Genomic DNA, 22,143 nt, shown 5'->3' with positions numbered 1-22,143 from the left:
CTAACAATCCATGGCGGGCTTCACTGGCGTTTGGTTGAGTGTAATGAACGCCTGTCCCGTGTATGATGAGCGATACTCTCTTTTTGGTTACTTTAAGGTCAACTGGTGACGGTGCGTTACGTATTGCGACTAGTGTTTTCAACTGTTGCTAAACTGTTACGGCTTTCAGACCAAATATTCAGGAAAATACCGGAAAAGATGACCGCCGCCCCGATCAGGACCCAGTGGTCTATGGGTTCGTGGTACAGGATCATTCCGACCACTGCGATCGTGGGAAGCCTCGCAAAATCAAATGGGATCACAACTGTCGCCGGGGCAATGGCCAATGCGTTGGTTATGCAGAAATGGGCCAGCAGCCCCGCCAGCCCGACCAGAACCAAAAACGGAACGGTTTGCGCCGTAGGCAAGGCAATCTGCCCATCAAAACCGGCCGCGACGGCCCCAAGTACCGCCTGCATGGAAGTAAGCCAGAAAACGATGCATCCGATGCTGGAAAAGCGTGTGAGCTTTTTGGTTGTGATCGTTGTAAATGCAAAGAAAATCGCAGACGCGGCTGCGGTCGCAAGGCCAGGGCTCAAAGGCGCACTGCCTGGGCGCGTGACAATCAGAACGCCCGCAAAACCGATAAGCGCTGCCGTTATCTTGAGGGGCGTCAGACGTTCGTTCAGCAGCAGCGGCGACAGCAGGATCACCCAAAGCGGCTGTGTGAATTCCAGCGCGAATACCTGCGCCAGAGGCGCAACAGCGACCGCATAGAACCAAAGATTCTGCCCTGTGAAATGCAGGGTGTTTCGCAGGGCGTGCAACCCCAGGCGTTGCGTGGAAACCTGAACCCAACCGCCTGTGGCCGTGAGTACGAGGGCGACAACAAGAAACCCCACGAGGCTTCGGTACATCATGATCTCGAACGTGTCGTGCACGAGGCTCAGTTCGCGACCGGCAACCGCCATCGAGGAGAAGGACGCGATGGCTCCGGTCATCCACAAGGCGGCTTTGAATGTGTTTTTTTGTGTCTGATTCACGTGCGCACCCCGACCTGGCCGCGCGGTCACGGCCCCGGTACCGGGGCTTTCGCTACGCGATCAAAAAGATTGAATTCGTTGAATCATTGAAACGCTTATGAAGCGTCAGGTTCAAGGTCGTGCCCGACATTTTCAGGCACGGCTTGGCAAGATTTCCCGGGATCGGGTCGTTTTGGCGTCGAACGCCGTTGCGGTTTGCCGGATCATTCCCACTCGATGGTTCCGGGCGGTTTCGAGGTGATGTCATATGTGCATCGGTTGATGCCCTTGACCTCGTTGATGATCCGGGTTGCCGTTTCGCCAAGGAACTCATGGCTGAACGGGTAATAATCCGCGGTCATCCCATCGACCGAGGTGACGGCCCGCAGCGCACAGGCATAGTCATAGGTGCGCCCGTCGCCCATCACGCCGACGGTGCGGACGGGAAGGATGGCAACGAAAGCCTGCCAGATGTCATCATAAAGCCCGTGTTTGCGGATCTGATCGATGTAGATCGCGTCGGCCTCGCGCAGAATCTCCAGCTTTTCGCGGGTGATCTCGCCGGGGCAGCGAATGGCCAGACCCGGCCCGGGGAAGGGGTGACGCCCGATGAAGCTCTGCGGCAGACCAAGCTCGCGACCCAAGGCACGGACTTCGTCCTTGAACAATTCCCGCAGCGGTTCGACCAGTTTCAAGCCCATCTTTTCCGGCAGGCCACCCACGTTGTGGTGGGACTTGATCGTTACGGAAGGCCCGCCCGAGAACGACACCGATTCGATCACATCGGGATAGAGAGTGCCCTGCGCCAGGAATTCGGCGCCGTCGATGGTATCGGCGTGTTTCTGGAACACGTCGATGAACAGTTTTCCGATGATTTTGCGTTTGGTCTCGGGGTCGCTCTGACCTTCCAGTTCGCCAAGGAACAACTCGGATTCGTCGGCGTGGATCAACTGAATGTTGTAGTTATCCCGGAACATGCCAACAACTTCCGCGGCCTCGTTCTTGCGAAGCAGCCCATGATCGACAAAGACGCAGGTCAGCTGATCCCCGATTGCTTCGTGAATAAGGATCGCGGCAACCGAGCTGTCAACGCCACCGGACAATCCGCAGATGACCTTTTTGTCTCCGACTTGTTCGCGGATCTTGCGGATCATCTCTTCGCGATATGCACCCATGGTCCAGTCGCCCTTGAACCCGGCCAGCTTTACGAAGTTTTCATACAGTTTCGCGCCCTTTGGCGTATGGTGTACCTCGGGGTGAAACTGCACGGCATAGAAGTGCCGCGATGGATCGGCCGTGATCGCATAAGGTGCGTTGGGCGAGGTTCCGAATACCTCGAACCCAGGTGCGATTTCACTGACATGGTCGCCATGGCTCATCCAGACTTGTTCAGCGCCGTCCGCGAACCAGCCATCCAGGATATCCAGTTTGCTTTTCGGTGTAACAAATGCCCGACCAAACTCGGCTGTGCCATGGCCGCTTTCGACCTTGCCGCCAAGCTGATGCATCATCACCTGCTGGCCATAGCAGATGCCCAGAATCGGAACGCCATAGTCAAAAATCTCTTGCGGGGCGCGGGGCGAGCCCTCGCGCGTCACGCTGTCCGGACCGCCCGAGAAAATCACGGCGCGCGGCGCCATTTCCCGCACGAAATCCATCGTGACATTCTGGTAAGGGTGAATTTCACAATAGACATTCAGCTCGCGCAGGCGGCGGGCGATAAGCTGCGTAACCTGGCTGCCGAAGTCGATGATCAGAAGGCGGTCGTGGGATGTCTGGGTCATAACCGGCTCATAAGTTGCAAGCCTTGCATGTGCAAGCGGTATGGCGTCATTTGGTTCAAAAGCTGAGTCAAACCGGCGGAAAGATCAGGTGCCATGTCGAAGATTGAGTTCAGAACGGCTGCTGTGGTGGATGCGGATAAGGTAACGCGGTGTCTGGAAAATGCTTATGAAGATGCAATAAGCCGGATCGAGGATCTGCCTGACGTTACTGCCGGAATCGCGGATGACATCAAGACCCATCGCGTCTTGCTTGCGTTATCTGGCGGTATAGTTGGGGTCATCGTTTTTGACCAAGTTGACGACGCAATCATGGTGTTCAACCTTGCGGTTGCGCCCGAAGCCCAAGGGCAGGGGGTTGCGCGGCAATTGATGCAGTTTGCCGAAGAAGAAGCACAGGCGCGGAATCTATCCAAGTTGAAGTTGCGAACTCATAAAATGATGAAAGACACGATTGCGATGTACCGGCACATGGGCTGGAAAGTGACGGATCAGGTGGGTAGCGGCCTTACCATGGAGAAAGCGTTGGCGGCCGATCCTGACTGACCGCCTGGTTCGCGGTGGGGCAGCAATGTCGCTTTTACCCCCAGAGCGCCGCAATCCCTATGCTTGAGTTCTGGCAAACCTGTATCAAAACGCTCAATCTAACCAACCAGACGGGATTTTCTCATGGCAGAGGCAAACACCCGGCGCAGGGCGAGAGGTGGCGGTGGCGCCGCCCGCCGTGCCGAGCGTACCGCAGTTCGTATCGAGACTGCGAAATACATCGAACGCAACATTCCGAATTTCGAGATCCTCAACGAAGAGGCGCTTGAGATTATCGAAAACAACGCTGAAACCGTGTTGGAAGAAATCGGCGTCAACTTTGTCGACAATCCAGCAGCTTTGGAACGGTGGCGTGACGCGGGCGCAGATATCGACGGTGAGCGTGTGCGCATTCCGCGTGGTCTGGCGCGTGAGCTGATCAAAACAGCCCCCAGCCAGTTTACCCAGCACGCCCGCAACCCCGAAAAATCGGTTGTGATCGGTGGCCGCAACATGGTTCTGGCCCCGGTATACGGTCCTCCGTTCGTGCGTGATGCACAGGGTGGGCGCCGCTATGCAACCATGGACGATTTCAACAAGTTCGTGAAACTTGCCTACATGTCCAAGTGGTTGCACCACTCGGGCGGTACGGTGTGCGAACCGACCGACATTCCGGTGAACAAGCGCCATCTGGACATGCTGAAGGCGCATATGACCCTGTCGGACAAGCCTTTCATGGGCTCGGTAACCGATCCCAGCCGGGCGCAGGATTCGGTTGAAATGTGCGAAATCCTGTTCGGCAAAGAGTTCGTGCAGGAAAACACCGTGATGACCTCGCTGACCAACATCAACTCGCCGATGACATTCGACGATGTGATGATGGGCTCGTTGGAGGTTTATGCGCGCAACAATCAAGCCTGCATCATTTCGCCCTTCATCGTGGGTGGAGCGATGGCGCCGGTCTCGGTGGCTGGTACTTTGACACAGGTTCTGGCCGAGGTGATGGCCGGCGTTGCCTACAGCCAGATCATCCGTCCGGGTGCCCCCGCGATTTTCGGCGCGTTCGTGACGTCGATCGATATGAACTCGGGCGCACCCACCTTCGGCACACCAGAAGCCGCGCATATCACATATGGTGCAGGCCAGCTGGCGCGTCGTCTGAACCTGCCATACCGCTCGGCCGGGTCGTTCTGCGGCTCGAAACTGCCGGATGCGCAGGCGGCCTACGAAACAGCGAATTCGCTGAACATGGGGCTGCTTTCGGGCGTGAACTTTATGCTGCATTCCTGCGGCTGGCTGGAAGGCGGTCTGGTCGCCGATTTCGAAAAGTTCGTCATGGATGCGGATCAGTTGGGAGTGCTGCATTCACTGGCCAAGGGCGTTGCTTATGACGAAAACGCGCAGGCCATGGACGCAATCCGCGAAGTAGGGCCGGGTGGTCACTATCTCGGCTGTGCCCACACGCAGGCCAACTTCAAGGAATCCTTCTGGAAATCCGAAGTGCTGGACTACAAACCATATGAAACCTGGCAGGAAGAGGGCGCGCGTGACACGCGGGCTCTGGCCACGGCGCGGGTTGAACATTTGCTGGCCAATTATCAGCAACCGCAGATGGACCCGGATACCGCGGCGGCGCTGGAAGCCTATATCGCCGAGAAAAAGGCCTCCATGCCGGACGCATTCTCCTGATTATTGAAGAACCGAGGCGCGGCTGGCCTGATACAGCTGCGCCTCACCCAGCAGCGCTATAAGCAGATCCAGATGCCGCACCAATGAGTAGGCGGCATCATCTTCTTTTCGCTGTTCATTTACCTCTTTCTCCATCTCGAGCAAACGCAGCAGCGCCTGACCTGAACCGGGCAGCGACCCGTATCCCAGAATGCGTTGCAGATGCCTGTCCCGATTGTAATCCCGTGCCCCGAATCTGGCAGCACGCGCCAACATGCGTGGGCGGCGGAGGGTTGCGATCATTGTCATCAGGTCCTGCATGTTATGTGTCCCTTTTTTGGAAATTGATGGATCCTGTTTTGCACAACCTAAGCGGGTGTTGCCTTAGTCAGAGTCCTCCCGAACGATGGTTTCACGACTGTTTATCTTTTTGAATCAAATCTGGTTCTTGCCTTGTGTGGTTAACGAACGAGTAACGAATGGACCTCTAGTTAGATTTGGTTAACCCACATTCCGAGGGCGAAAAGTGGCAGTTTGTTTTGTCGACGAGGGCAAATAATTATGGAAAACAACATGGCTTTCACCATTCCGGCATGGGTTCCAGAAGGGGCGCAAAGATACCTTGCTCATACCGAGACCGGTCGCTCGATCCGCGATATCGCGCGATCAGCCGGGTGCCATGCGTCAACTATCCTCAGACAAATTCGACGCATCGAAATGCGCCGCGACGATCCATTGGTGGATGCCGCCTTGCAATCGCTTGCAGAGACACATTTTTCAGTTTCGGAGTGCGCCGACGGCCCGACAAGCGGGTCAGAAAACGCGGTTGAAGAAGAATTTGAAAATGAGGCACTGCGTGTGTTGCGCCGCCTGAGCGAGACGGGTTCGGTCCTTGCCGTGGCTGAGGAAATGGACAAGGCGGTCGTCGTACGCGACACCGGCAATGCCGGGGCTACAAGAACCGCAGTCGTAGAATGCAGGATCGCGCAGGCCCTGGCTTTGAAAGACTGGATCACCTGCGACAGTCCCGGACGCATTTCGCGATATCGGATTTCCGCAGCGGGACGAACGGCGCTAAGCCATCTGATCGCCAAGGCAGAAAACAAGGCGCGTGCCGGGACTGACTTTGGTTTTGCCGAAGCTCAGAGTAGCTTTCAGGGCAAGCCTTCGGGCGGGTCCGCCGAGCGGGTCAAACGCATTCGGTACAGTGCTGTGGAAAGCCCGCTGATTGCTTTGTCGCGCAGACGGGATCGTGACGGAAAACCGTTTCTGGATGACTCCCTCGTCAGCGCCGGCGAGCGCTTGCGCGAAGATTTTGAGCTGGCACAGATCGGCCCTCCGGTTTCGCAGAACTGGGATCGTTTTCTGACGACAGGTGGTCGAAGCAGTTTTGCCAGTGAAAGCCATGGTGGAAAGGGGGCTTCCGATGCGAAGGACCGCGTTGCACGTGCCTTATCCGACTTGGGGCCGGGTCTGAGTGATGTTGCGTTGCGATGCTGTTGCTATCTGGAAGGGTTGGAGCTGGCGGAAAAGCGAATGGGTTGGTCTGCGCGGTCCGGCAAGATTGTCCTGCGGATCGCCCTTCAACGGCTGAAACGGCATTATCAGGAGCAGGCGGAACGAGATCGGATGATCGGCTGAACAGAAAAAAGGCCCGGTGTATACGGGCCTTTTCTTTGGATTTGAGGCTTAGGCCATTTCAGGTTCTGCTGACGCCTTCAGGTGTTTCATCAGGTTTTCCGGCGAGGACACGCCATATGGATCTTCCGGGCAATTGTCCATCAGGCCGGGCTCTTCGAACCACGCCTCGACAACGCCATCATTGACGATGGCCGCATAGCGCCACGAGCGCATTCCGAAACCCAGATTGTCCTTGTCGACCAACATGCCCATTTTCCGGGTGAACTCCCCCGATCCGTCGGGGATGACTTTCACGTTCTTCAGGTCCTGATCCTGGGCCCATTTGTTCATCACGAAACTGTCGTTGACGGACATGCAGTAAATTTCGTCGATCCCCATGGCCTTGAAATCGGCATAGCCGTTCTCAAACCCAGGCAGCTGATAAGTCGAACAGGTTGGGGTGAACGCACCCGGCAATGAGAACAGGATTACGCGCTTTCCGGCGAAATAGTCAGCTGTCGTCTTGTCTTCCCAACGGAACGGGTTTGGTCCTTCGATGGAATCGTCACGGACACGGGTGTGAAAGGTCACGTCGGGCAGTTTAGCGCCGGTTTTCATAGTCAAACTCCTGTGATTCACATATGATTTTGGTGTGAATTAAAACAGTTCTAAACCGCATTCAATCGCGTAAACGCTGCGATTGCGAATAAGGCCAACGTCTTGCTAGATATTGAAATTAAATCGCAAATACGAATACGCGCATGATACCTTTCTGCGCTTGCGAGGGTACAACGCATAGCGGCTATGCGCCGCTGGTCTAACACCGCGCTTCTGTCTATGTTATGAGTAACAAGAGTTGACCCAAAGTCAGGAAAACGACCGTGCGAGATCTGAAGATCCCCGAAGAGCGCCATCCGGAAAAAGCCCATCGTCCGGACAATGCACAGCCCAAAAAGCCAAATTGGATCAGGGTCAAGGCACCCGGTGGCAAGGGCTATGCGGATACGCGGCGGATCATGCGCGACAACAATCTGGTGACGGTCTGCGAAGAAGCAGGGTGCCCCAACGTAGGAGAATGCTGGAGCCAGGGTCATGCCACCATGATGATCATGGGCGAGATTTGTACGCGCGGCTGCACCTTCTGCAACATTGCAACCGGTCGCCCCGACGATCTTGACGCATTTGAACCCGGTCGCGTGGCCCATGCGGTCGAAAAACTTGGCCTGAACCACGTGGTGATCACCTCGGTGGACCGTGACGACTTGCAAGACGGCGGGGCCGAGCACTTTGCGCAGACAATCCGCGCGGTACGTCATCGTTCTCCGAAAACCACGATCGAGATCCTGACACCGGATTTCCTGAAATGCGACAACACTGTCCTTGAGACCGTGGTCGAAGCGAAACCGGATGTGTTCAACCACAATCTGGAAACGGTGCCGGGTCTCTACCCCGAAGTGCGCCCGGGGGCGCGGTACTTTCATTCCCTGCGCCTGCTACAGCGCGTGAAAGAACTTGATCCGTCGATCTTCACCAAATCAGGCATCATGGTCGGGTTGGGCGAAAACGAACAGCAAGTGCGCCAGGTCATGGACGACATGCGCGCGGCGGATATCGATTTCCTGACCATCGGCCAGTACCTGCAACCGACTCCGAAACATCACGGAGTAGATCGGTTCGTAACCCCGGAAGAGTTCGCATCTTACGAAAAGGCGGCCTATGGCAAGGGGTTCCTGATGGTATCCGCGACACCTCTGACCCGGTCTTCGTACCACGCCGGCGACGATTTCACCCGGCTTCGCGCGGCCCGGCAAGCAAAGCTACAGCAAGCGTGACACCCGAGCGGATCGCGCAGCTTATCCGCCTGCGCCACGAGTTTCACCAACAGCCAGAGCTTTCGGGGCAAGAGGAGCATACCGCGGCGCGGGTTGCGGATCTTTTGCGCCAAGCGGGTGCGGACAGAGTTCTGTGCGGCATAGGCGGGCACGGTGTCGCGGCCCTTTACGAAAGCGGTACTGCCGGACCCACGGTTGGAATTCGATGCGAACTGGATGGGCTGCCAATTCAGGAACGCTCGGATCTGGAATACGCGTCTCAGATTGCAGGCAAAGGGCATCTGTGCGGCCATGATGGCCACATGGTGATGGTCCTTGGGGTGGCGGAGGCGTTGAAAGAACAGCGCCCGAAATCTGGCCGCGTGGTTCTGATTTTCCAACCCGCCGAGGAAACCGGACATGGCGCTATTGCTTATCGGGCCGATCCTCAGTTCGCTGAGGTTTCCCCTGACATCGTGCTGTCTCTGCATACTTTGCCGGGGCTGGAGCTGGGCGCGGTGGAACTGTGTGAAGGTCCCGCGAACTGTGCCTCGCGCGGGATGCAAATCGTTCTGACAGGCAAAACCTCACACGCAGCGGCCCCTCAGGACGGCGTGTCACCGGCAGGTGCTTTGTCGACGTTGATGCCGGCATTGGCCAGATTGGGGGCGGGTGGCGACTTGGATGACACCTACGCTTTGACCACGGTTACCCATGCGACTCTGGGCGAGCGCACAGTTGGTGTCGCACCGGGGTGGGCCGAATTGTGGGTAACCCTACGCACGGTTTCGGACGCGCGTATGGCAAGCCTGATGACCGAGGCGGAAACTCTGGTAAAAAACACGGCGAAGGCCGAGGGGCTGGCGTTCGAAATCAGCTATGACGAGGTATTCGAAGCCTGCGTCAATGACCGTGAAGCCGTTTCGGTTTTGGCCAAAGCCTGTGCCGATCGGGGCGTCGCGTGCCGGCTGGTCGATCGGCCACAGCGTTTTTCCGAAGACTTTGGCCAATTTGGCAAAGGCGCGCAGGCGGCCATGTTCTGGTTGGGGGCGGGGCAGGACCATCCACAACTGCACAACCCGGATTACGATTTCCCGGATGCGCTTATTCCGATTGGAACCGGGATTTTCCTGAGCGCGATTGATGTCGTGCTTGGCAAAACCTGCTAGTCACGATCCACTTATTTGACCAAATCGCCAACGATTCCAACGGCTTCTATAACTGTCTTCGTATCATCAGATATCGAGAGTATTTCATCATCCACCCGGATATAGCGCTGGCCGGGCCCCAAAGGCTTGAGCTTCCATTTGTCGAGATCGTCGATATAGTCAAAACTCAGATCACCCGGCAGCTTCTGCCCTCGCGTGTATCTTTTGATTTGACCGGGCGGTACGGCTTTGCCGTTTGACTTGATGGATTTCTCTACCTTACTTTTATTGGCACCTTGCCCTTTGCCCTTGTTGTCTTTTGCAGCACCCGAACTTGCAAGTGCCACGATCGCCATAACGACAGCAGCTGTCGCAACTACACGCTTCATACATAATCCTCCCGTGCTGATAGGAAGAGTAAGGGCGCGCAAATAAGTTTGTCTACTATTATTCGGGTTTTTGAATTTGGGGCGCTGGGTAGCCACTCAAATTGCCTGGGTAAAGTGCAGCTAGTCCTTGGTGAACCGGACTTTGCCGATAAACGGCAGGTTGCGGTTGCGCTGAGCGTAATCGATCCCGTATCCCACGACGAATTCATCCGGAATTTCAAAGCCTATCCAGTCTGACCGGAAATCAACTTCGCGACGGCTGGGTTTGTCGAGCAGGGCAATCGACTTGAGCCGTTTCGGCTTGCGGCTGCGCAGCAGTTTGGTGACGTGGTTCAGCGTGTGCCCGGTGTCGACGATATCTTCGACCACCAGCACGTCGCGGCCTTCGATCGCGCCGCGCAAGTCTTTGAGAATGCGCACTTCCCGGCTGCTCTCCATCAAATCGCCATACGAGGATGCCTCAAGGAAATCCACTTCGATCGGCAGGTCCAGTTCCCGCACCAGGTCGGCGATGAAGACGAAACTGCCGCGCAGCAATCCCACGACGACAAGCTTGTCGGTATCGCCGAACTCATCCGTGATTTCGCGGCATAACTCTTCGATCCGCGCCGCGATGGCCTTGGCCGAGATCATCTCATCTATCACATATGCACGGTTAGTCATCGCAGCCCCCTTGATCTTTGGCGCGCAACATACGACATGACGCGCCATTGTCACCTGCAAATACCGGACATCATGCCAATCCATTCGGAAACCCGCCACCTGCCATACACAGCCCAGCAGATGTATGATCTTGTTGCGGATGTGGGCAACTACCCAAAGTTTCTGCCCTGGTGCGCCGCGTCCCGGATCCGCAAGACCTATGCGGTTGGTGAGGCCGAGGTGATGGAGGCCGATCTGGTCATCTCGTTCAAGGTATTCCGCGAACGGTTCGGCAGCCGGGTGACCCTGTTTGCAGATCAGAAGAAGATCGATACCGAGTATCTGGACGGGCCTTTCAAATACATGAAATCCGACTGGCAGTTCGAGGACGCGCCCGATGGGGGCTGCAACATCTCGTTCCATGTGGATTTCGAATTCAAGAACGCCATCCTTCAGGGGATCATCGGCGTTGTGTTCAACGAAGCCATGCAGCGGATCGTCCGCGCCTTCGAGGCGCGTGCGAAAGAACTCTACGGCTAGGCCTTTACGCGGCAAGGGCGCACGCTAGACTGCGCTCATGACGGATTTCACAGCAGCATTGGCCACCTTCGCGGCGGGCCAGGTTTCAACGACGGCTCAGGCACGGATTGTCACGTCGCTATCCGTTCTGGATTGGATGGCAGTTGGTCGTGCAGGGGCGTCCGAGCCGGTGTCCTGCATAGTTCGCGATATGGTTCTGGCCGAGGGCGGGAACGCTCAGGCCCATCTGTTCGGAGGGGGCGCGGCCCCATTGCGCGGCGCAGCTTTGGTGAATGGAACCATATCCCACGCGCTGGATTACGATGACACGCATTTCGCGCATATCGGGCATCCGTCAGTCGCCATCCTGCCTGCGGCCCTTGCCGTGGCCGAGTGGGATGACCGCATTCTGGTCGATCTGCTCGAAGCCGCGCTGGTCGGTATGGAAACGTCAATCCGTGTCGGCCTGTGGCTGGGCAGGGGGCATTATCAGGCCGGGTTTCACCAGACAGCGACATCCGGTGCATTCGGGGCCGCTGTCGCCGTGGGGCGGTTGCTTGGATTCGACAAGGTTCAGATGCGATCCGTATTGGGTTTGACAGCAACGTGCGCGGCCGGGCTGAAGGCCCAGTTCGGAACAATGGGCAAGCCTTACAATGCCGGGCTTGCCGCTTCGGCAGGGGTCGAGGCGGCTAAGCTTGTTCAGCGTGGATTTCAACCCAACGCCGACGCGCTGGAAGGCACGTATGGATTTGGCGCGACCCATCAGGGTGCAGCGGATCAAAGCGCGCTGGATGGTTTGGGCGATGAATGGTTGTTCGAAACGGTAAGCCACAAGTTCCACGCCTGTTGTCACGGCCTGCACGCGGCGTTGGAAGCGGCGCGCGCGCTGGACATCGCGGAACCCGAAGTGGCCGAGATTAAAATCAAAACCCATCCCCGTTGGATGAGTGTGTGCAATCAGCTTTCGCCCACAACCGGGCTGGGGGCCAAGTTCTCTTACCGGACGGTCATTGCGATGCAGGCGCTGGGGTATGATACGGCTTTGCCGGGCAGCTACACCGACAAGATCTGCGCGGACCCGCGCATTACGTCTCTGCAAGATCGCATCACGGTCGAAGCGGATGAAAACCTATCGGAAACGCAGGCGCATCTGGCCTTGTTGCGTCGCGACGGTGTCCGCCGCGAGGCGACGCATGACCTGATGACCCCAATGTCGCTGTCTGACCGCGAGGATCGCGTGCGCGTCAAAGCGTCGAAGCTGATCGGATCGGATGAGGCGGACGCGATCTGGTCGATGCTGCGCACCGGTGGTCGCGCCCGTGATCTGACCGAACGTATGGCGGGTTAAGCCACGCTCCAGTGCAGCGGAAAGCCCGGGTCGAACAGCGTGACAGGTCCATCGCCCGTGTCGATCTTTGACGGGTATGCAACCGGCTCGCCTTTGGTCAGGGTAATCGTCTCTTCGTTCACAGGCAGGCGGTAAAAGCCCGGCCCGTTGAGCGAGACGAACGCCTCGAGCTTGTCCAGCGCACCTTTGCGGTCGAACATCTCAGCCACCAGAGACATGGTATTCGTCGCGGTGAAACACCCCGCGCAGCCGCAGGCCATTTCCTTGTTTGCATCCGTGTGCGGAGCGCTGTCCGTGCCCAGGAAGAATCTCGTGTCGCCCGAGGTGGCGGCAGCCAGCAGGGCCAGGCGATGTTCTTCGCGCTTGGCGACCGGCAGGCAATAGTAATGCGGTTTGATCCCGCCCACCAGAATATGGTTGCGGTTGATGATCAGGTGGTGCGCGGTGATCGTCGCGCCCAGATCCTTTTCGTTGGCTTTAACATAGTCCACGCCATTGGACGTGGTGATATGTTCCATCACCACGCGCAGACCCGGCGTCGATTTTCGGATCGGGTCCAGAACGCGGTCGATGAACACGGCCTCGCGGTCAAAGATGTCGATCTCGGGGTCGGTCACTTCGCCATGGACACACATGGGCAGGCCGATCTCGGCCATTTTCTCCAGAACCGGGCGCACTTTGTCAAAGTCACGCACGCCCGAGGCCGAATTGGTCGTGGCCCCTGCCGGGTACAGCTTGACCGCTTTTATCAGCCCGCTGGCATGGGCGGCGGCGACGTCCTGCGCATCTGTATCCTCGGTCAGGTACAGGGTCATCAGTGGTTCGAACACCATGCCGTCGGGCAGGGCGGCCAGGATTCTGTCGCGGTAAGCGGCGGCCTGATCCCCGCGCACGACCGGCGGCACGAGGTTCGGCATTATGATTGCACGGGCGAAATGACGTGCAGTTTCGGGCAGAACGGCCTGCAACATGGCGCCATCGCGCAGATGCAGATGCCAATCGTCGGGGCGGCGGATCGTGAGGGTATCAGTCATGGCCTTCCGCTAGCATAGCTGCCCCGAAAGACCAACCAGCCCGGAACGAGTTGCCGAAAAAACTTGTCAACCAACCGGAACGTCGTAGCTCTGACAGGGGCTAGGGCCTTGACGCAATGGCGCTTGCGTGACCTGTTTGTCCGCGAAGTAGAGAGGAATTCCATGACGCAGCCAAATTCCATCGATACCGTGCAGCAGATGCTGGGACGTCAGGGCTATGTCTGCGGACGGGCCCTTGCCACGGTTGTGTTCCTGTCGCTGAAGCTTGGACGCCCGTTGTTTCTGGAAGGCGAGGCCGGAGTTGGCAAAACGGAAATCGCCAAGGCGCTGGCATCCGGTCTGAACCGCCGTTTGATCCGGTTGCAGTGCTACGAAGGTCTGGACGCATCCTCGGCCGTTTACGAATGGAACTTTCCGGCACAGATGGTTGCGATCCGAACGGCCGAGGCTTCGGGCGGGGCCGACCGGGGCGCGTTGCAGGCGGAACTGTTTTCGGATGAATACCTGATCGAACGCCCCTTGCTGCAAGCAATGCGCCCGGACGAAAACGGAGCACCGGTTCTTCTGATCGACGAACTGGACCGGACCGATGAACCGTTCGAAGCCTTTCTGCTGGAAGCTCTGAGTGATTTTCAGGTCACGATCCCTGAACTGGGCACCGTTGCAGCACCCCAACCACCCATTGTGATTGTCACGTCGAACCGGACTCGCGAAGTGCACGATGCCCTCAAGCGTCGCTGCCTGTATCACTGGGTCGATTATCCCGATTTTGAACGCGAGATCGAAATTCTGCACGCGCGCGCGCCCGAGGCCGCCGATGCGCTCAGCCGCGAAGTCGTGGCTTTCGTTCAGCGTCTGCGCACCGAGGATCTGTTCAAGAAACCCGGCGTGGCCGAAACCATTGACTGGGCCAAATGTCTGCTGGCGCTGGACGTGATGAACCTTAGCCCCGAGGTGATCGGTGACACGCTGGGGGCGATCCTGAAATATCAGGACGACATCCAGAAGCTGCAAGGGTCCGAGGCCAAGCGCATTCTGGATGAGGCCAAAGCGACCCTTGAGCCGGCCTGACGCGCTATGGCCGAGCAGATCCCGCTGGAGATTCCCGACAACCCGAAGCTGGCGCAGAACATCACCCATTTTGCCCGCGCGTTGCGGAAGGCGGGGCTGCCGATTGGTCCGGGGCGGGTGATCGATGCAATTCGCGCGGTACAAGCCGCGGGTTTCACTCAGAAACGGGATTTCTACTGGACGCTGCACGCCTGTTTCGTGAACCGCCCCGAACATCGCACGGTGTTTGCGCAGGTCTTCCGAATGTACTGGCGCGACCCGCGATACATGGAACACATGATGGCCATGATGCTTCCTGCCATTCGGGGCGTGCAAGAGGAACGCAAGGCGGATGCCGGTGAAAAACGCGCAGCCGAGGCCCTGCTGGAGGGTGTCGAACGTGACGCGCCCCAGCAGGCTGCGCAAGACGAGGGCGAAACCGAAATCGAGATTGACGCCACGCAAACGGCATCGTCAGAAGAGCGTCTTCGCAATCTGGACTTCGAACAGATGAGCACCGCTGAAATCGCGCAAGCCAAACGCGTATTGGCGCGGATGACCCTGCCGGTCAAACCCATTGAGTCGCGCCGCGGACAGGCCAGTCATCTGGGGCACCGTATCGACCGTGCCCGCACCTTGCGCGCAGCCATGCGGCAAGGGGGCGAATTGCGTGATATCGCCCGGCTGCAACCCAAACCGCGATGGCCAAATCTTGTTGCGCTTTGCGATATCTCGGGTTCGATGAGCCAATACAGCCGAGTCATCCTGCATTTCCTGCACACGGTCTCGAACGCCAAGGGGGCAGGTTGGGCCAAGGTTCATGCCTTCACGTTCGGCACGCGCCTGACCAACATAACCCGCCACTTGCATCATCGGGATGTTGACGCAGCGCTCGCCGCAGCCGGGGCCGAGGCGCAGGACTGGGAAGGGGGCACACGCATCGGCGACTGTCTGCATCAGTTCAACAGAGACTGGTCAAGACGTGTCATGGGGCAAGGTGCGGTTGTTCTTTTGATCACCGACGGTTTGGAACGGGGTGACCCGGAGAGCCTTGAGAAAGAGATCGAGCGGCTGCACCTGTCCTCCAAACGCCTGATCTGGCTGAACCCTCTGCTGCGCTGGGACGGGTTTGCCCCCAAGGCACAGGGTGTGGCGGCCATGCTGCCCCATGTCGACAGTTTCAGGGCAGGGCACTCGATTGCCTCGCTCGAGGACCTGGCCGCCGTGATTTCACAACCCGACGACCAGGGGCAGAAAGCACGGCTGATGGCCGCTCTTTCCGATTAGACCGTTACGACAACTGTTCTTCGTTGCACTTCCGGGCCATTTCCATGGCCTTGTAGGTGCCGGTCAGATCGACGGAAAATGCATAGGATGTCTCCGGGAACACGATCATGACCTTCTTCTTGGCCAGATCATCCGCGAATTGCGGGTTGTCAGACAGAATGTAACCACCGGAATAGCCCTTGGTGATGTTGCCTTTCATACCTGTGGCTTCACCCAGATAGATGTTGTCCCCAATCAGGATAGCCACTTCTTGGGTTTCGCCACGTTTGATGTCGGTATCGGCTTTGGTGAATACCCCCACATACCCCACGCCGCGATCTTCGGTCAGGCCCATCTGAACGACGTTTTCCGCATCGTCCACGGCCTCGATCAGGCAGGATTTCTTTTCGTTGTCGATGAAGACTTTCCAGCCCTCGACCTCTCCATAACGTTCGAATGTGTCAGCCCACGCTGCGGTCGAAGCCAAAAGGCCAACCACTGCGCCCAGTGCAAGATAATGTTTCAACTGCTTGTCTCCGAAAAAATGTGTTTGGTATGCAGCTTGGGCAACTGGCCCGCTGCCCGCACAAGCTAAGACCCGGGCCCCTAACAATCAATACTATGATTTATTGAATATTGTTCAGGCTTTAGCATCGGCTTGCAGGGCTCAACATAGACGTTTTGACAGGGGCGTTGCGCTTTTCATCCCGCCAATCCTGCCTATGTTGGAGACAGACGACGTCTGGAGGTCCTGATGGAACGATTCGACAACAGCCCGGAAACGGCATTGAAGTGGCACCGCAATGGCAGCGGCGCCGCGCTTGCCACGGTTGTCGAAACCTGGGGCAGCGCGCCACGCCGGGTGGGTTCCCAGCTGGTGATCGGCGGCGATGGCCGGATCGAGGGTTCTGTGTCGGGCGGCTGTGTCGAAGGCGCGGTGATCGTCGAGGCGCTTGAGGCCATTGACGAAGGCGAAGCCCGCTTGCTGGAATTCGGAGTGAGCGACGAAGATGCCTTTGCGGTCGGGCTGGCCTGTGGCGGGACCATTCGCGTTCTTGTCGAACCCGTTGGAAAGGTTCTGCCCGAACCGATGCTTGCGGAACTGGTTGCAGCCCGCGCAGCGCGTGAACCCATCGCTTACGAAGTCAATATCGATACCGGGCACAGAGCCTTGCGTCGTAACGCCTATGCGGAACGGCTGCGCATGGATCGGTCTGGTTTTGAAGAAGATGGTCAGACCTTTGTGGCCGTTCACAACCCGCCGCTGCGATTGATCGTTGTTGGTGCGGTGCATATCGCGCAGGCACTGGTGCCGATGGCGCGAATTGCCGGGTATGATCCGGCCATAATAGACCCGCGCGACGCGTTTGCATCCAGCGCCCGTTTTCCGGGCGAAACGATCCTTACGGATTGGCCGGATGAGGCCGTTGCAATACTCGGGTTGGATGCGCGCACCGCAATTGTCCTGCTGACGCATGATCCAAAGCTGGATGATCCGGCATTGCAAGCTGCACTGGATGCGGGCGTGTTTTACATTGGTGCCTTGGGATCGACACGTACCCACGCCAAACGCGTCGAGCGTATGAAAGCGGCCGGTTTCAGTGATGAGCAAATCTCGAGGATTCATGGGCCAATCGGGTTGGATATCGGGGCTGCCGGCCCATCCGAGATTGCCATTGCAATTCTGGCGCAGATGACGGCCGTTCTGCGAGGCAAGGCATGAGGTTTGGTCCGGTACCCGTCTCTGAAGCAAAAGGCGCCATTCTGGCCCATTCGGTGACGGCTGACGGTCAAAAGCTGCGCAAGGGGCTGTCACTGCGCGCAGAGCATGTGGCGCAGTTGACGCAGGCGGACATCCGCGAAGTGATCGTTGCGCGCCTCGAACCCGGCGATTGTCACGAAGACGAGGCCGCACGTCGTTTGGCCGCAGCTCTTGCGCCAGATGCGGCGTCGGCCAATCTGCGCGTGACAGACGCGTTCACCGGCCGGGTCAACCTGTTGGCGGACGGGCCGGGCGTGGCGGTTCTGGATGTGGATGCGCTGGAAATGTTCAATCAGGTCAACCCGATGATCACGGTTGCGACGGTTCCGCAATACCAGCAGATGGGCCCGAAGGGCATGGTCGCCACCATCAAGGTTATCTCATATGCCGTGCCAGAGGCTGATGTTCGGCGGGCCGCCAATTTGGCGCAAGGGGCCGTGCGTCTGGCAAGACCCGTTCACAAGACGGCAGGTTTGATCGTCACGGGTATCCCCGGCGGCCCGCCCAACGACAAGGGGATCGCCGCCATTCGCGGACGGACCGAAGCCCTGGGTCTGGATTTGTGTGATGTTCAGATCGTGCCGCATCGCGTGGATGCGCTGGCCAAGGCGGTTTCCAGAACGACCGGTGATCTGCTCATGATCCTGACCGGATCCGCGACTTCGGATCCGGACGATGTTGCCCCGTCTGCTGTTCGGCTTGCCGGCGGGCGGGTGGATCGGTTCGGAATGCCGGTTGATCCGGGAAACCTACTTTTTCTGGGTGCGATGCAGGATCGACCGGTGATCGGGTTGCCCGGATGTGCACGATCTCCAGCGTTGAACGGGGCGGATTGGGTTCTGTCACGGGTTGCCTGCGGGGTCGAAACGACCGGATCGGATATTGCCGGAATGGGTGTCGGAGGATTGCTGAAAGAAATCCCGACCAGGCCGCAGCCGCGCGCCAAACGAAAAGAATGATCCGCCACTGATCCTGAGCGGGGCTGAATTCTGAGGTTGACCCCAGAGACTTTGACCGAACCGGCTTATGGTTTTCTGAGCTTTGGCAATACGCCGGGTCGCCAATACGCACCGGTATCTTCCCGCGCTTTCTGATAGGCATCCACTCTTTCTCTGGCGGTCTCTCCGCCGGCGGCAAACAAATGGCCCAGCAGGCATTCAAGTACAGCCATTGCCCCCGAAAAACTCGAAAACGGGTGCAAGGTTCGCGTGCTGACAGGCAGGACGACATCCGGTTCAACCCCCGGGGCGATGACCTCGCTATCCGACAACAGGACGATGCGCATCGACCGGTCCCGAGCACACCGCATCGCCTGAATCGTGTCGGCTGAATAGGGGTGAACCGTGATTGCAAACAGACAATCCTCGGCGGTGGCTTCGACCAGATCGTCGATGGCCGAACCCATGTGGCGGGGCACCAGCTGAAGCCCGGGATGGGCCATGCGTGCGGCGTAGTGAAAATAATAGGCCAGCGCATGGCTGGATCGTGTGGCCGTCACATAGCAGCGGCGCGCCGACCTGATGTGTGCGACGGCCTGTTCCGTCAAATGGGGGGGCATGAGGCGCAGCGATCTGGCCACGACATTTATTTCGTTCTGCGCAAATCGTGCCTGCGCCGCACCAAACTGCCCTTGTTCCTTTAGGTGTTCCAGCCAATCCTGCCCAAACCTGTCCTCACCATCGGTTGTCAGAGCGTTTCGAAATGGGCGCCGAAAAGCGTCAAAGCTGTCATACCCCATGCGTTGCGCCAGCCGGATCAGAACGTTCGAGCTGATACCGATGCGATCGGTGGTGGTGCGGATCGAATTCAACGCGAATTCGCCGGGATGATCGATGATATACTTTACAGCGACCTGCATTTGCGCAGGCATTTCATCGATCTCGCGGCGCAATTGCGTAACGATGGCAGTAAGAGTGCGGGTCATGCGGAAAACAAAACATATGTTTTCTAGTTGGTAAATTGAAAACGAAGCTTGGGCTCATTAGCTGAGGACAGACGATCACGAGGGCGCAATGACCAAGAGCACAGTGAAAACCACCGGGAAACCATATATACTGGTTGCTCCGAACGGGGCCCGGCGGGGCCGCGCGGATCACCCTGCTTTGCCAGTCACGACGGATCAGATCGTCGCAACGGCGCGGGGCTGCCACGAGGCTGGTGCAAATGGCATACACCTGCATGTACGGGATGCCGACGGGCATCACACGCTGGATGCCGGATTGTATCGCGAAACAATCGCGGAACTGAAAAGGGAAGTGCCGGGCATGGATGTTCAGATCACCACCGAGGCAGCAGGCGTGTTCGATGTCCAGTCGCAGTTTGAATGCCTGCAACTGGTTCAGCCTGAATGGGCCTCGATCTCAGTCCGGGAAATCGCGCGGGCCCTTGATCTTGCGCCTCGGGTCTATGCGCTATGTGCGGCTCAGGGCACGCGGGTTCAGCATATTCTCTACGACTTGGAAGATGTGAAGCTGCTGGAAGACTGGCAGTCAAAAGGTATCGTCCAGCCGGACCAGACAGACCGATTGCTTGTGTTGGGACGCTACAGTCAGAATCAGCAATCCGTGCCAGCGGATCTGGATGCGTTTCCATCCAGCCCGGCCAAATGGATGGTGTGCGCCTTTGGGACGCAGGAACATGATTGTCTTGTCGAAACCGCGCGGCGCGGCGGTGACTTGCGTGTTGGATTCGAAAACAGCCTGACGGCACCGGATGGCACGCTCTGGACGGACAACGCGGCCTCGGTCGCGGCTTTGGTAGAAACACTTGGAAGGACCGGAACATGAGTCATGTTTTCCCACGCCACACCAAATCTGAACTTCCCGTCGCGGCGGGTGGCGACGGCGCTTATCTGATCGATGCCGACGGCAAGCGATATCTGGATTGCGGCGATGCGGCCGTGTCCTGTCTGGGGCATTCCAACGCGGCAGTGATCCGGGCCGTGCAACAGCAGGTGGAACAGATCGCATTCGCCCATACCGGGTTCATGACTTCGGAACCGGCCGAGGCATTGGCCGATCTTCTGATCCAGCACGCGCCGGGGGATCTGGACCGGGTGTATTTCGTATCGGGTGGGTCCGAGGCGACCGAAGCGGCCATCAAATTGGCGCGCCAGTATTTTCTGGAAATAGGGCAGCCCGAGCGCCGCCACGTGATCGCGCGCAAGCAAAGCTATCATGGCAACACTCTGGGGGCCTTGTCTGCCGGGGGAAATGCCTGGAGACGGGCCCAATTCGCGCCGATGCTGATCGAAATGACCCATATCTCGGCCTGCTATGAATATGCCGAAAAGCCCGAGGGTGAGAGCAGCTTTGACTATGGTCAGCGCGTCGCCAATGAGCTGGAGGCGGAAATTCTGCGCCTTGGTCCCGAAACGGTTATGGCCTTCATGGCCGAGCCGGTTGTTGGTGCTACACTTGGCGCGGTTCCGGCGGTTGAGGGGTATTTCAAACGCATCCGGGAAATCTGCGACCAATATGGCGTGTTGCTGATTCTGGATGAGGTGATGTGCGGCATGGGGCGCACCGGTCATCTGTTCGCCTGCGATCACGACGGTGTTGCACCGGATATTCTGTGCATCGCCAAAGGGTTGGGCGCAGGATATCAACCAATCGGGGCGATGCTGTGCACCGGTAAAATCTATGGCGCAATTCGCGATGGGTCAGGGTTTTTCCAACATGGGCATACCTATATCGGCCATCCCGTCGCCACGGCTGCGGCTCTTGCGGTGGTCCGTGAACTGACAGAGGGAGAATTGCCGGCGCGCGCCGGACGCATGGGCAGCAAAGTGCATTCCGCACTGGAAGCCGCGTTTGGACAGCACCCGAACGTGGGCGATTTGCGTGGCCGGGGCCTGTTCCGGGGTGTGGAATTGGTAGCGGATCGCGAGACGAAGACCCCCTTTGATCCATCGTTGGGCATTGCCGGAAAGATAAAGAAGGCGGCGCTGGCCGAAGGCCTGATCTGTTATCCCATGGCGGGCACCCGGGATGGCCGGAACGGAGACCATATACTTCTCGCGCCGCCTTTCATCATAGAAGAGGCCCAGATAGGCGAACTTGTCAGCAAACTGGAACGCTCTTTTTCAGCCGTTCTCTGACAATACCGTGAGCACCCTGTTTGCCTGCGACACGTTTGCTATGTGTCGTGGGCAATGGATCTGGAAAAGGCGACGTCCATGGTGCTGGATATCTGGCGCAGTTTCCGAACGCTCCCTGTGTGGGTTCAGGTCTGGGTAGCGTTCATTTTGGTACCGGTAAACCTGCTTCCGCTGGCATTTCTGGATCAGCCAAAGGGGCACCTGATTGCATTGCTTGCAATTTCGGGCATGGCGCTGAACGTGCCGATCATGTTGGGTGCACGCGGGATGAGCGGCGCGATGGCGTTGCCACACATTCTGTGCTGGGTGCCGTTGGTCATCATCGTGACGCTTCTGCTGTTTTCCGAAGACCCCCTGAGCCCAGCCTTTGTTTGCTTTCTCCGGGTGCTTCTGATCGTCGATATCACCTCGCTGGTGTTCGATTTCCGGGACGCGGCCCGTTGGCTGCGCAGCAGGCGATCGCCCTGAACGAAAAAG

Annotated in this window: 23 protein-coding genes; 14 read left to right on the top strand and 9 right to left on the bottom strand. The window is 58.1% G+C overall.

Going from position 1 to position 22,143, the window contains the following annotated elements; genetic code table 11:
* Positions 1-116 precede the first annotated feature (116 nt).
* Positions 117-1,022 (bottom strand): DMT family transporter, encoded by a 906-nt coding sequence (locus GS605_RS06185; protein WP_348539504.1) that lies wholly within the window; start codon positions 1,020-1,022, stop codon positions 117-119.
* Between the two features lie 203 nt (positions 1,023-1,225).
* Positions 1,226-2,785 (bottom strand): glutamine-hydrolyzing GMP synthase, encoded by a 1,560-nt coding sequence (gene guaA / locus GS605_RS06180; protein WP_171723377.1) that lies wholly within the window; start codon positions 2,783-2,785, stop codon positions 1,226-1,228.
* A gap of 93 nt (positions 2,786-2,878) precedes the next feature.
* Between guaA and GS605_RS06175 the strand changes: the two genes are divergently transcribed.
* Both GS605_RS06175 and GS605_RS06170 read left to right on the top strand, forming a co-directional pair.
* Entirely contained in the window at positions 2,879-3,328 is a 450-nt protein-coding gene (locus tag GS605_RS06175) for an N-acetyltransferase (RefSeq protein WP_171723376.1), read from the top strand.
* A 123-nt stretch (positions 3,329-3,451) separates the two neighbouring features.
* Positions 3,452-4,996 carry a trimethylamine methyltransferase family protein gene (locus GS605_RS06170; RefSeq protein WP_171632846.1) on the top strand — a complete coding sequence of 515 codons (1,545 nt, stop codon included), beginning with the start codon at positions 3,452-3,454 and terminating at the stop codon, positions 4,994-4,996.
* Here the strand turns inward: GS605_RS06170 and GS605_RS06165 are convergent, their stop codons facing one another.
* Entirely contained in the window at positions 4,997-5,296 is a 300-nt protein-coding gene (locus tag GS605_RS06165; RefSeq protein WP_171632843.1) for a DUF6477 family protein, read from the bottom strand.
* 240 nt (positions 5,297-5,536) lie between these two features.
* Here GS605_RS06165 and GS605_RS06160 point away from each other — a divergent pair, with 240 nt between their 5' ends.
* Positions 5,537-6,616 (top strand): DUF6456 domain-containing protein, encoded by a 1,080-nt coding sequence (locus tag GS605_RS06160; protein ID WP_171723375.1) that lies wholly within the window; start codon positions 5,537-5,539, stop codon positions 6,614-6,616.
* Between the two features lie 48 nt (positions 6,617-6,664).
* Here GS605_RS06160 and GS605_RS06155 read toward each other — a convergent pair whose 3' ends face one another.
* Positions 6,665-7,213, bottom strand: a complete 549-nt coding sequence (locus GS605_RS06155) for a peroxiredoxin (RefSeq protein WP_171168387.1) — start codon at positions 7,211-7,213, stop codon at positions 6,665-6,667.
* Between the two features lie 263 nt (positions 7,214-7,476).
* Between GS605_RS06155 and lipA the strand changes: the two genes are divergently transcribed.
* A complete protein-coding gene (gene lipA, locus GS605_RS06150; protein ID WP_171723374.1) occupies positions 7,477-8,427 on the top strand; it encodes a lipoyl synthase in 951 nt (316 codons plus the stop codon).
* On the top strand, positions 8,424-9,575 hold the full coding sequence (locus GS605_RS06145) for an amidohydrolase (protein WP_171723373.1): 1,152 nt from the start codon (positions 8,424-8,426) through the stop codon (positions 9,573-9,575). Before lipA ends, GS605_RS06145 begins: the two co-directional genes overlap by 4 nt.
* An 11-nt stretch (positions 9,576-9,586) precedes the next feature.
* On the opposite strand, the gene GS605_RS06140 is transcribed toward GS605_RS06145, so the two are convergent.
* Positions 9,587-9,943, bottom strand: coding sequence for a hypothetical protein (locus tag GS605_RS06140; protein ID WP_171632832.1), 357 nt, complete (start codon positions 9,941-9,943; stop codon positions 9,587-9,589).
* Between the two features lie 120 nt (positions 9,944-10,063).
* Complete coding sequence (gene hpt, locus GS605_RS06135; protein WP_171723372.1) at positions 10,064-10,606, bottom strand: hypoxanthine phosphoribosyltransferase; 543 nt, start codon at positions 10,604-10,606, stop codon at positions 10,064-10,066.
* A 72-nt stretch (positions 10,607-10,678) separates the two neighbouring features.
* Between hpt and GS605_RS06130 the strand changes: the two genes are divergently transcribed.
* Together GS605_RS06130 and GS605_RS06125 are read left to right on the top strand one after the other, a co-directional pair.
* Positions 10,679-11,125, top strand: a complete 447-nt coding sequence (locus GS605_RS06130) for a type II toxin-antitoxin system RatA family toxin (RefSeq protein WP_171633839.1) — start codon at positions 10,679-10,681, stop codon at positions 11,123-11,125.
* Positions 11,126-11,162: 37 nt separating this feature from the next.
* The gene (locus GS605_RS06125) at positions 11,163-12,455 is read left to right on the top strand and encodes an MmgE/PrpD family protein (RefSeq protein ID WP_171723371.1); all 1,293 of its coding nucleotides are present in this window, start codon (positions 11,163-11,165) and stop codon (positions 12,453-12,455) included.
* On the opposite strand, the gene pyrC is transcribed toward GS605_RS06125, so the two are convergent.
* A complete protein-coding gene (gene pyrC / locus GS605_RS06120) occupies positions 12,452-13,489 on the bottom strand; it encodes a dihydroorotase (protein ID WP_171723370.1) in 1,038 nt (345 codons plus the stop codon). The two genes, GS605_RS06125 and pyrC, sit on opposite strands and share 4 nt — an antisense overlap.
* A 162-nt stretch (positions 13,490-13,651) precedes the next feature.
* Between pyrC and GS605_RS06115 the strand changes: the two genes are divergently transcribed.
* Positions 13,652-14,560: a MoxR family ATPase gene (locus tag GS605_RS06115; protein ID WP_171632821.1), complete on the top strand. Its 909-nt coding sequence runs from the start codon at positions 13,652-13,654 to the stop codon at positions 14,558-14,560.
* A gap of 6 nt (positions 14,561-14,566) precedes the next feature.
* A complete protein-coding gene (locus GS605_RS06110; protein ID WP_171723369.1) occupies positions 14,567-15,826 on the top strand; it encodes a VWA domain-containing protein in 1,260 nt (419 codons plus the stop codon).
* A 4-nt stretch (positions 15,827-15,830) separates the two neighbouring features.
* Here GS605_RS06110 and GS605_RS06105 read toward each other — a convergent pair whose 3' ends face one another.
* On the bottom strand, positions 15,831-16,331 hold the full coding sequence (locus tag GS605_RS06105) for a hypothetical protein (RefSeq protein WP_171723368.1): 501 nt from the start codon (positions 16,329-16,331) through the stop codon (positions 15,831-15,833).
* Positions 16,332-16,559: 228 nt separating this feature from the next.
* On the opposite strand from GS605_RS06105, the gene GS605_RS06100 reads away from it, so the two are divergent.
* Complete coding sequence (locus tag GS605_RS06100) at positions 16,560-17,528, top strand: XdhC family protein (RefSeq protein ID WP_171723367.1); 969 nt, start codon at positions 16,560-16,562, stop codon at positions 17,526-17,528.
* Positions 17,525-18,526: a molybdopterin-binding protein gene (locus GS605_RS06095; protein ID WP_171723366.1), complete on the top strand. Its 1,002-nt coding sequence runs from the start codon at positions 17,525-17,527 to the stop codon at positions 18,524-18,526. The genes GS605_RS06100 and GS605_RS06095 overlap by 4 nt, the downstream gene beginning before the upstream one ends.
* 65 nt (positions 18,527-18,591) lie before the next feature.
* Here GS605_RS06095 and GS605_RS06090 read toward each other — a convergent pair whose 3' ends face one another.
* Positions 18,592-19,491, bottom strand: coding sequence for a MurR/RpiR family transcriptional regulator (locus tag GS605_RS06090; RefSeq protein WP_171723365.1), 900 nt, complete (start codon positions 19,489-19,491; stop codon positions 18,592-18,594).
* 88 nt (positions 19,492-19,579) lie between these two features.
* On the opposite strand from GS605_RS06090, the gene GS605_RS06085 reads away from it, so the two are divergent.
* The 3 genes from GS605_RS06085 to GS605_RS06075 are packed head-to-tail and all read left to right on the top strand — an operon-like array spanning position 19,580 to position 22,134.
* On the top strand, positions 19,580-20,353 hold the full coding sequence (locus tag GS605_RS06085; RefSeq protein ID WP_171723364.1) for a 3-keto-5-aminohexanoate cleavage protein: 774 nt from the start codon (positions 19,580-19,582) through the stop codon (positions 20,351-20,353).
* Positions 20,350-21,666 carry an aspartate aminotransferase family protein gene (locus GS605_RS06080; RefSeq protein WP_171723363.1) on the top strand — a complete coding sequence of 439 codons (1,317 nt, stop codon included), beginning with the start codon at positions 20,350-20,352 and terminating at the stop codon, positions 21,664-21,666. The genes GS605_RS06085 and GS605_RS06080 overlap by 4 nt, the downstream gene beginning before the upstream one ends.
* Before the next feature lie 54 nt (positions 21,667-21,720).
* Complete coding sequence (locus GS605_RS06075; RefSeq protein ID WP_171723362.1) at positions 21,721-22,134, top strand: hypothetical protein; 414 nt, start codon at positions 21,721-21,723, stop codon at positions 22,132-22,134.
* Positions 22,135-22,143: the final 9 nt, after the last annotated feature.

This window comes from Ruegeria sp. HKCCD7559 (assembly GCF_013110575.1).
Lineage (GTDB): Bacteria > Pseudomonadota > Alphaproteobacteria > Rhodobacterales > Rhodobacteraceae > Ruegeria.
This window is presented reverse-complemented; position numbering and strand designations above follow the sequence as displayed.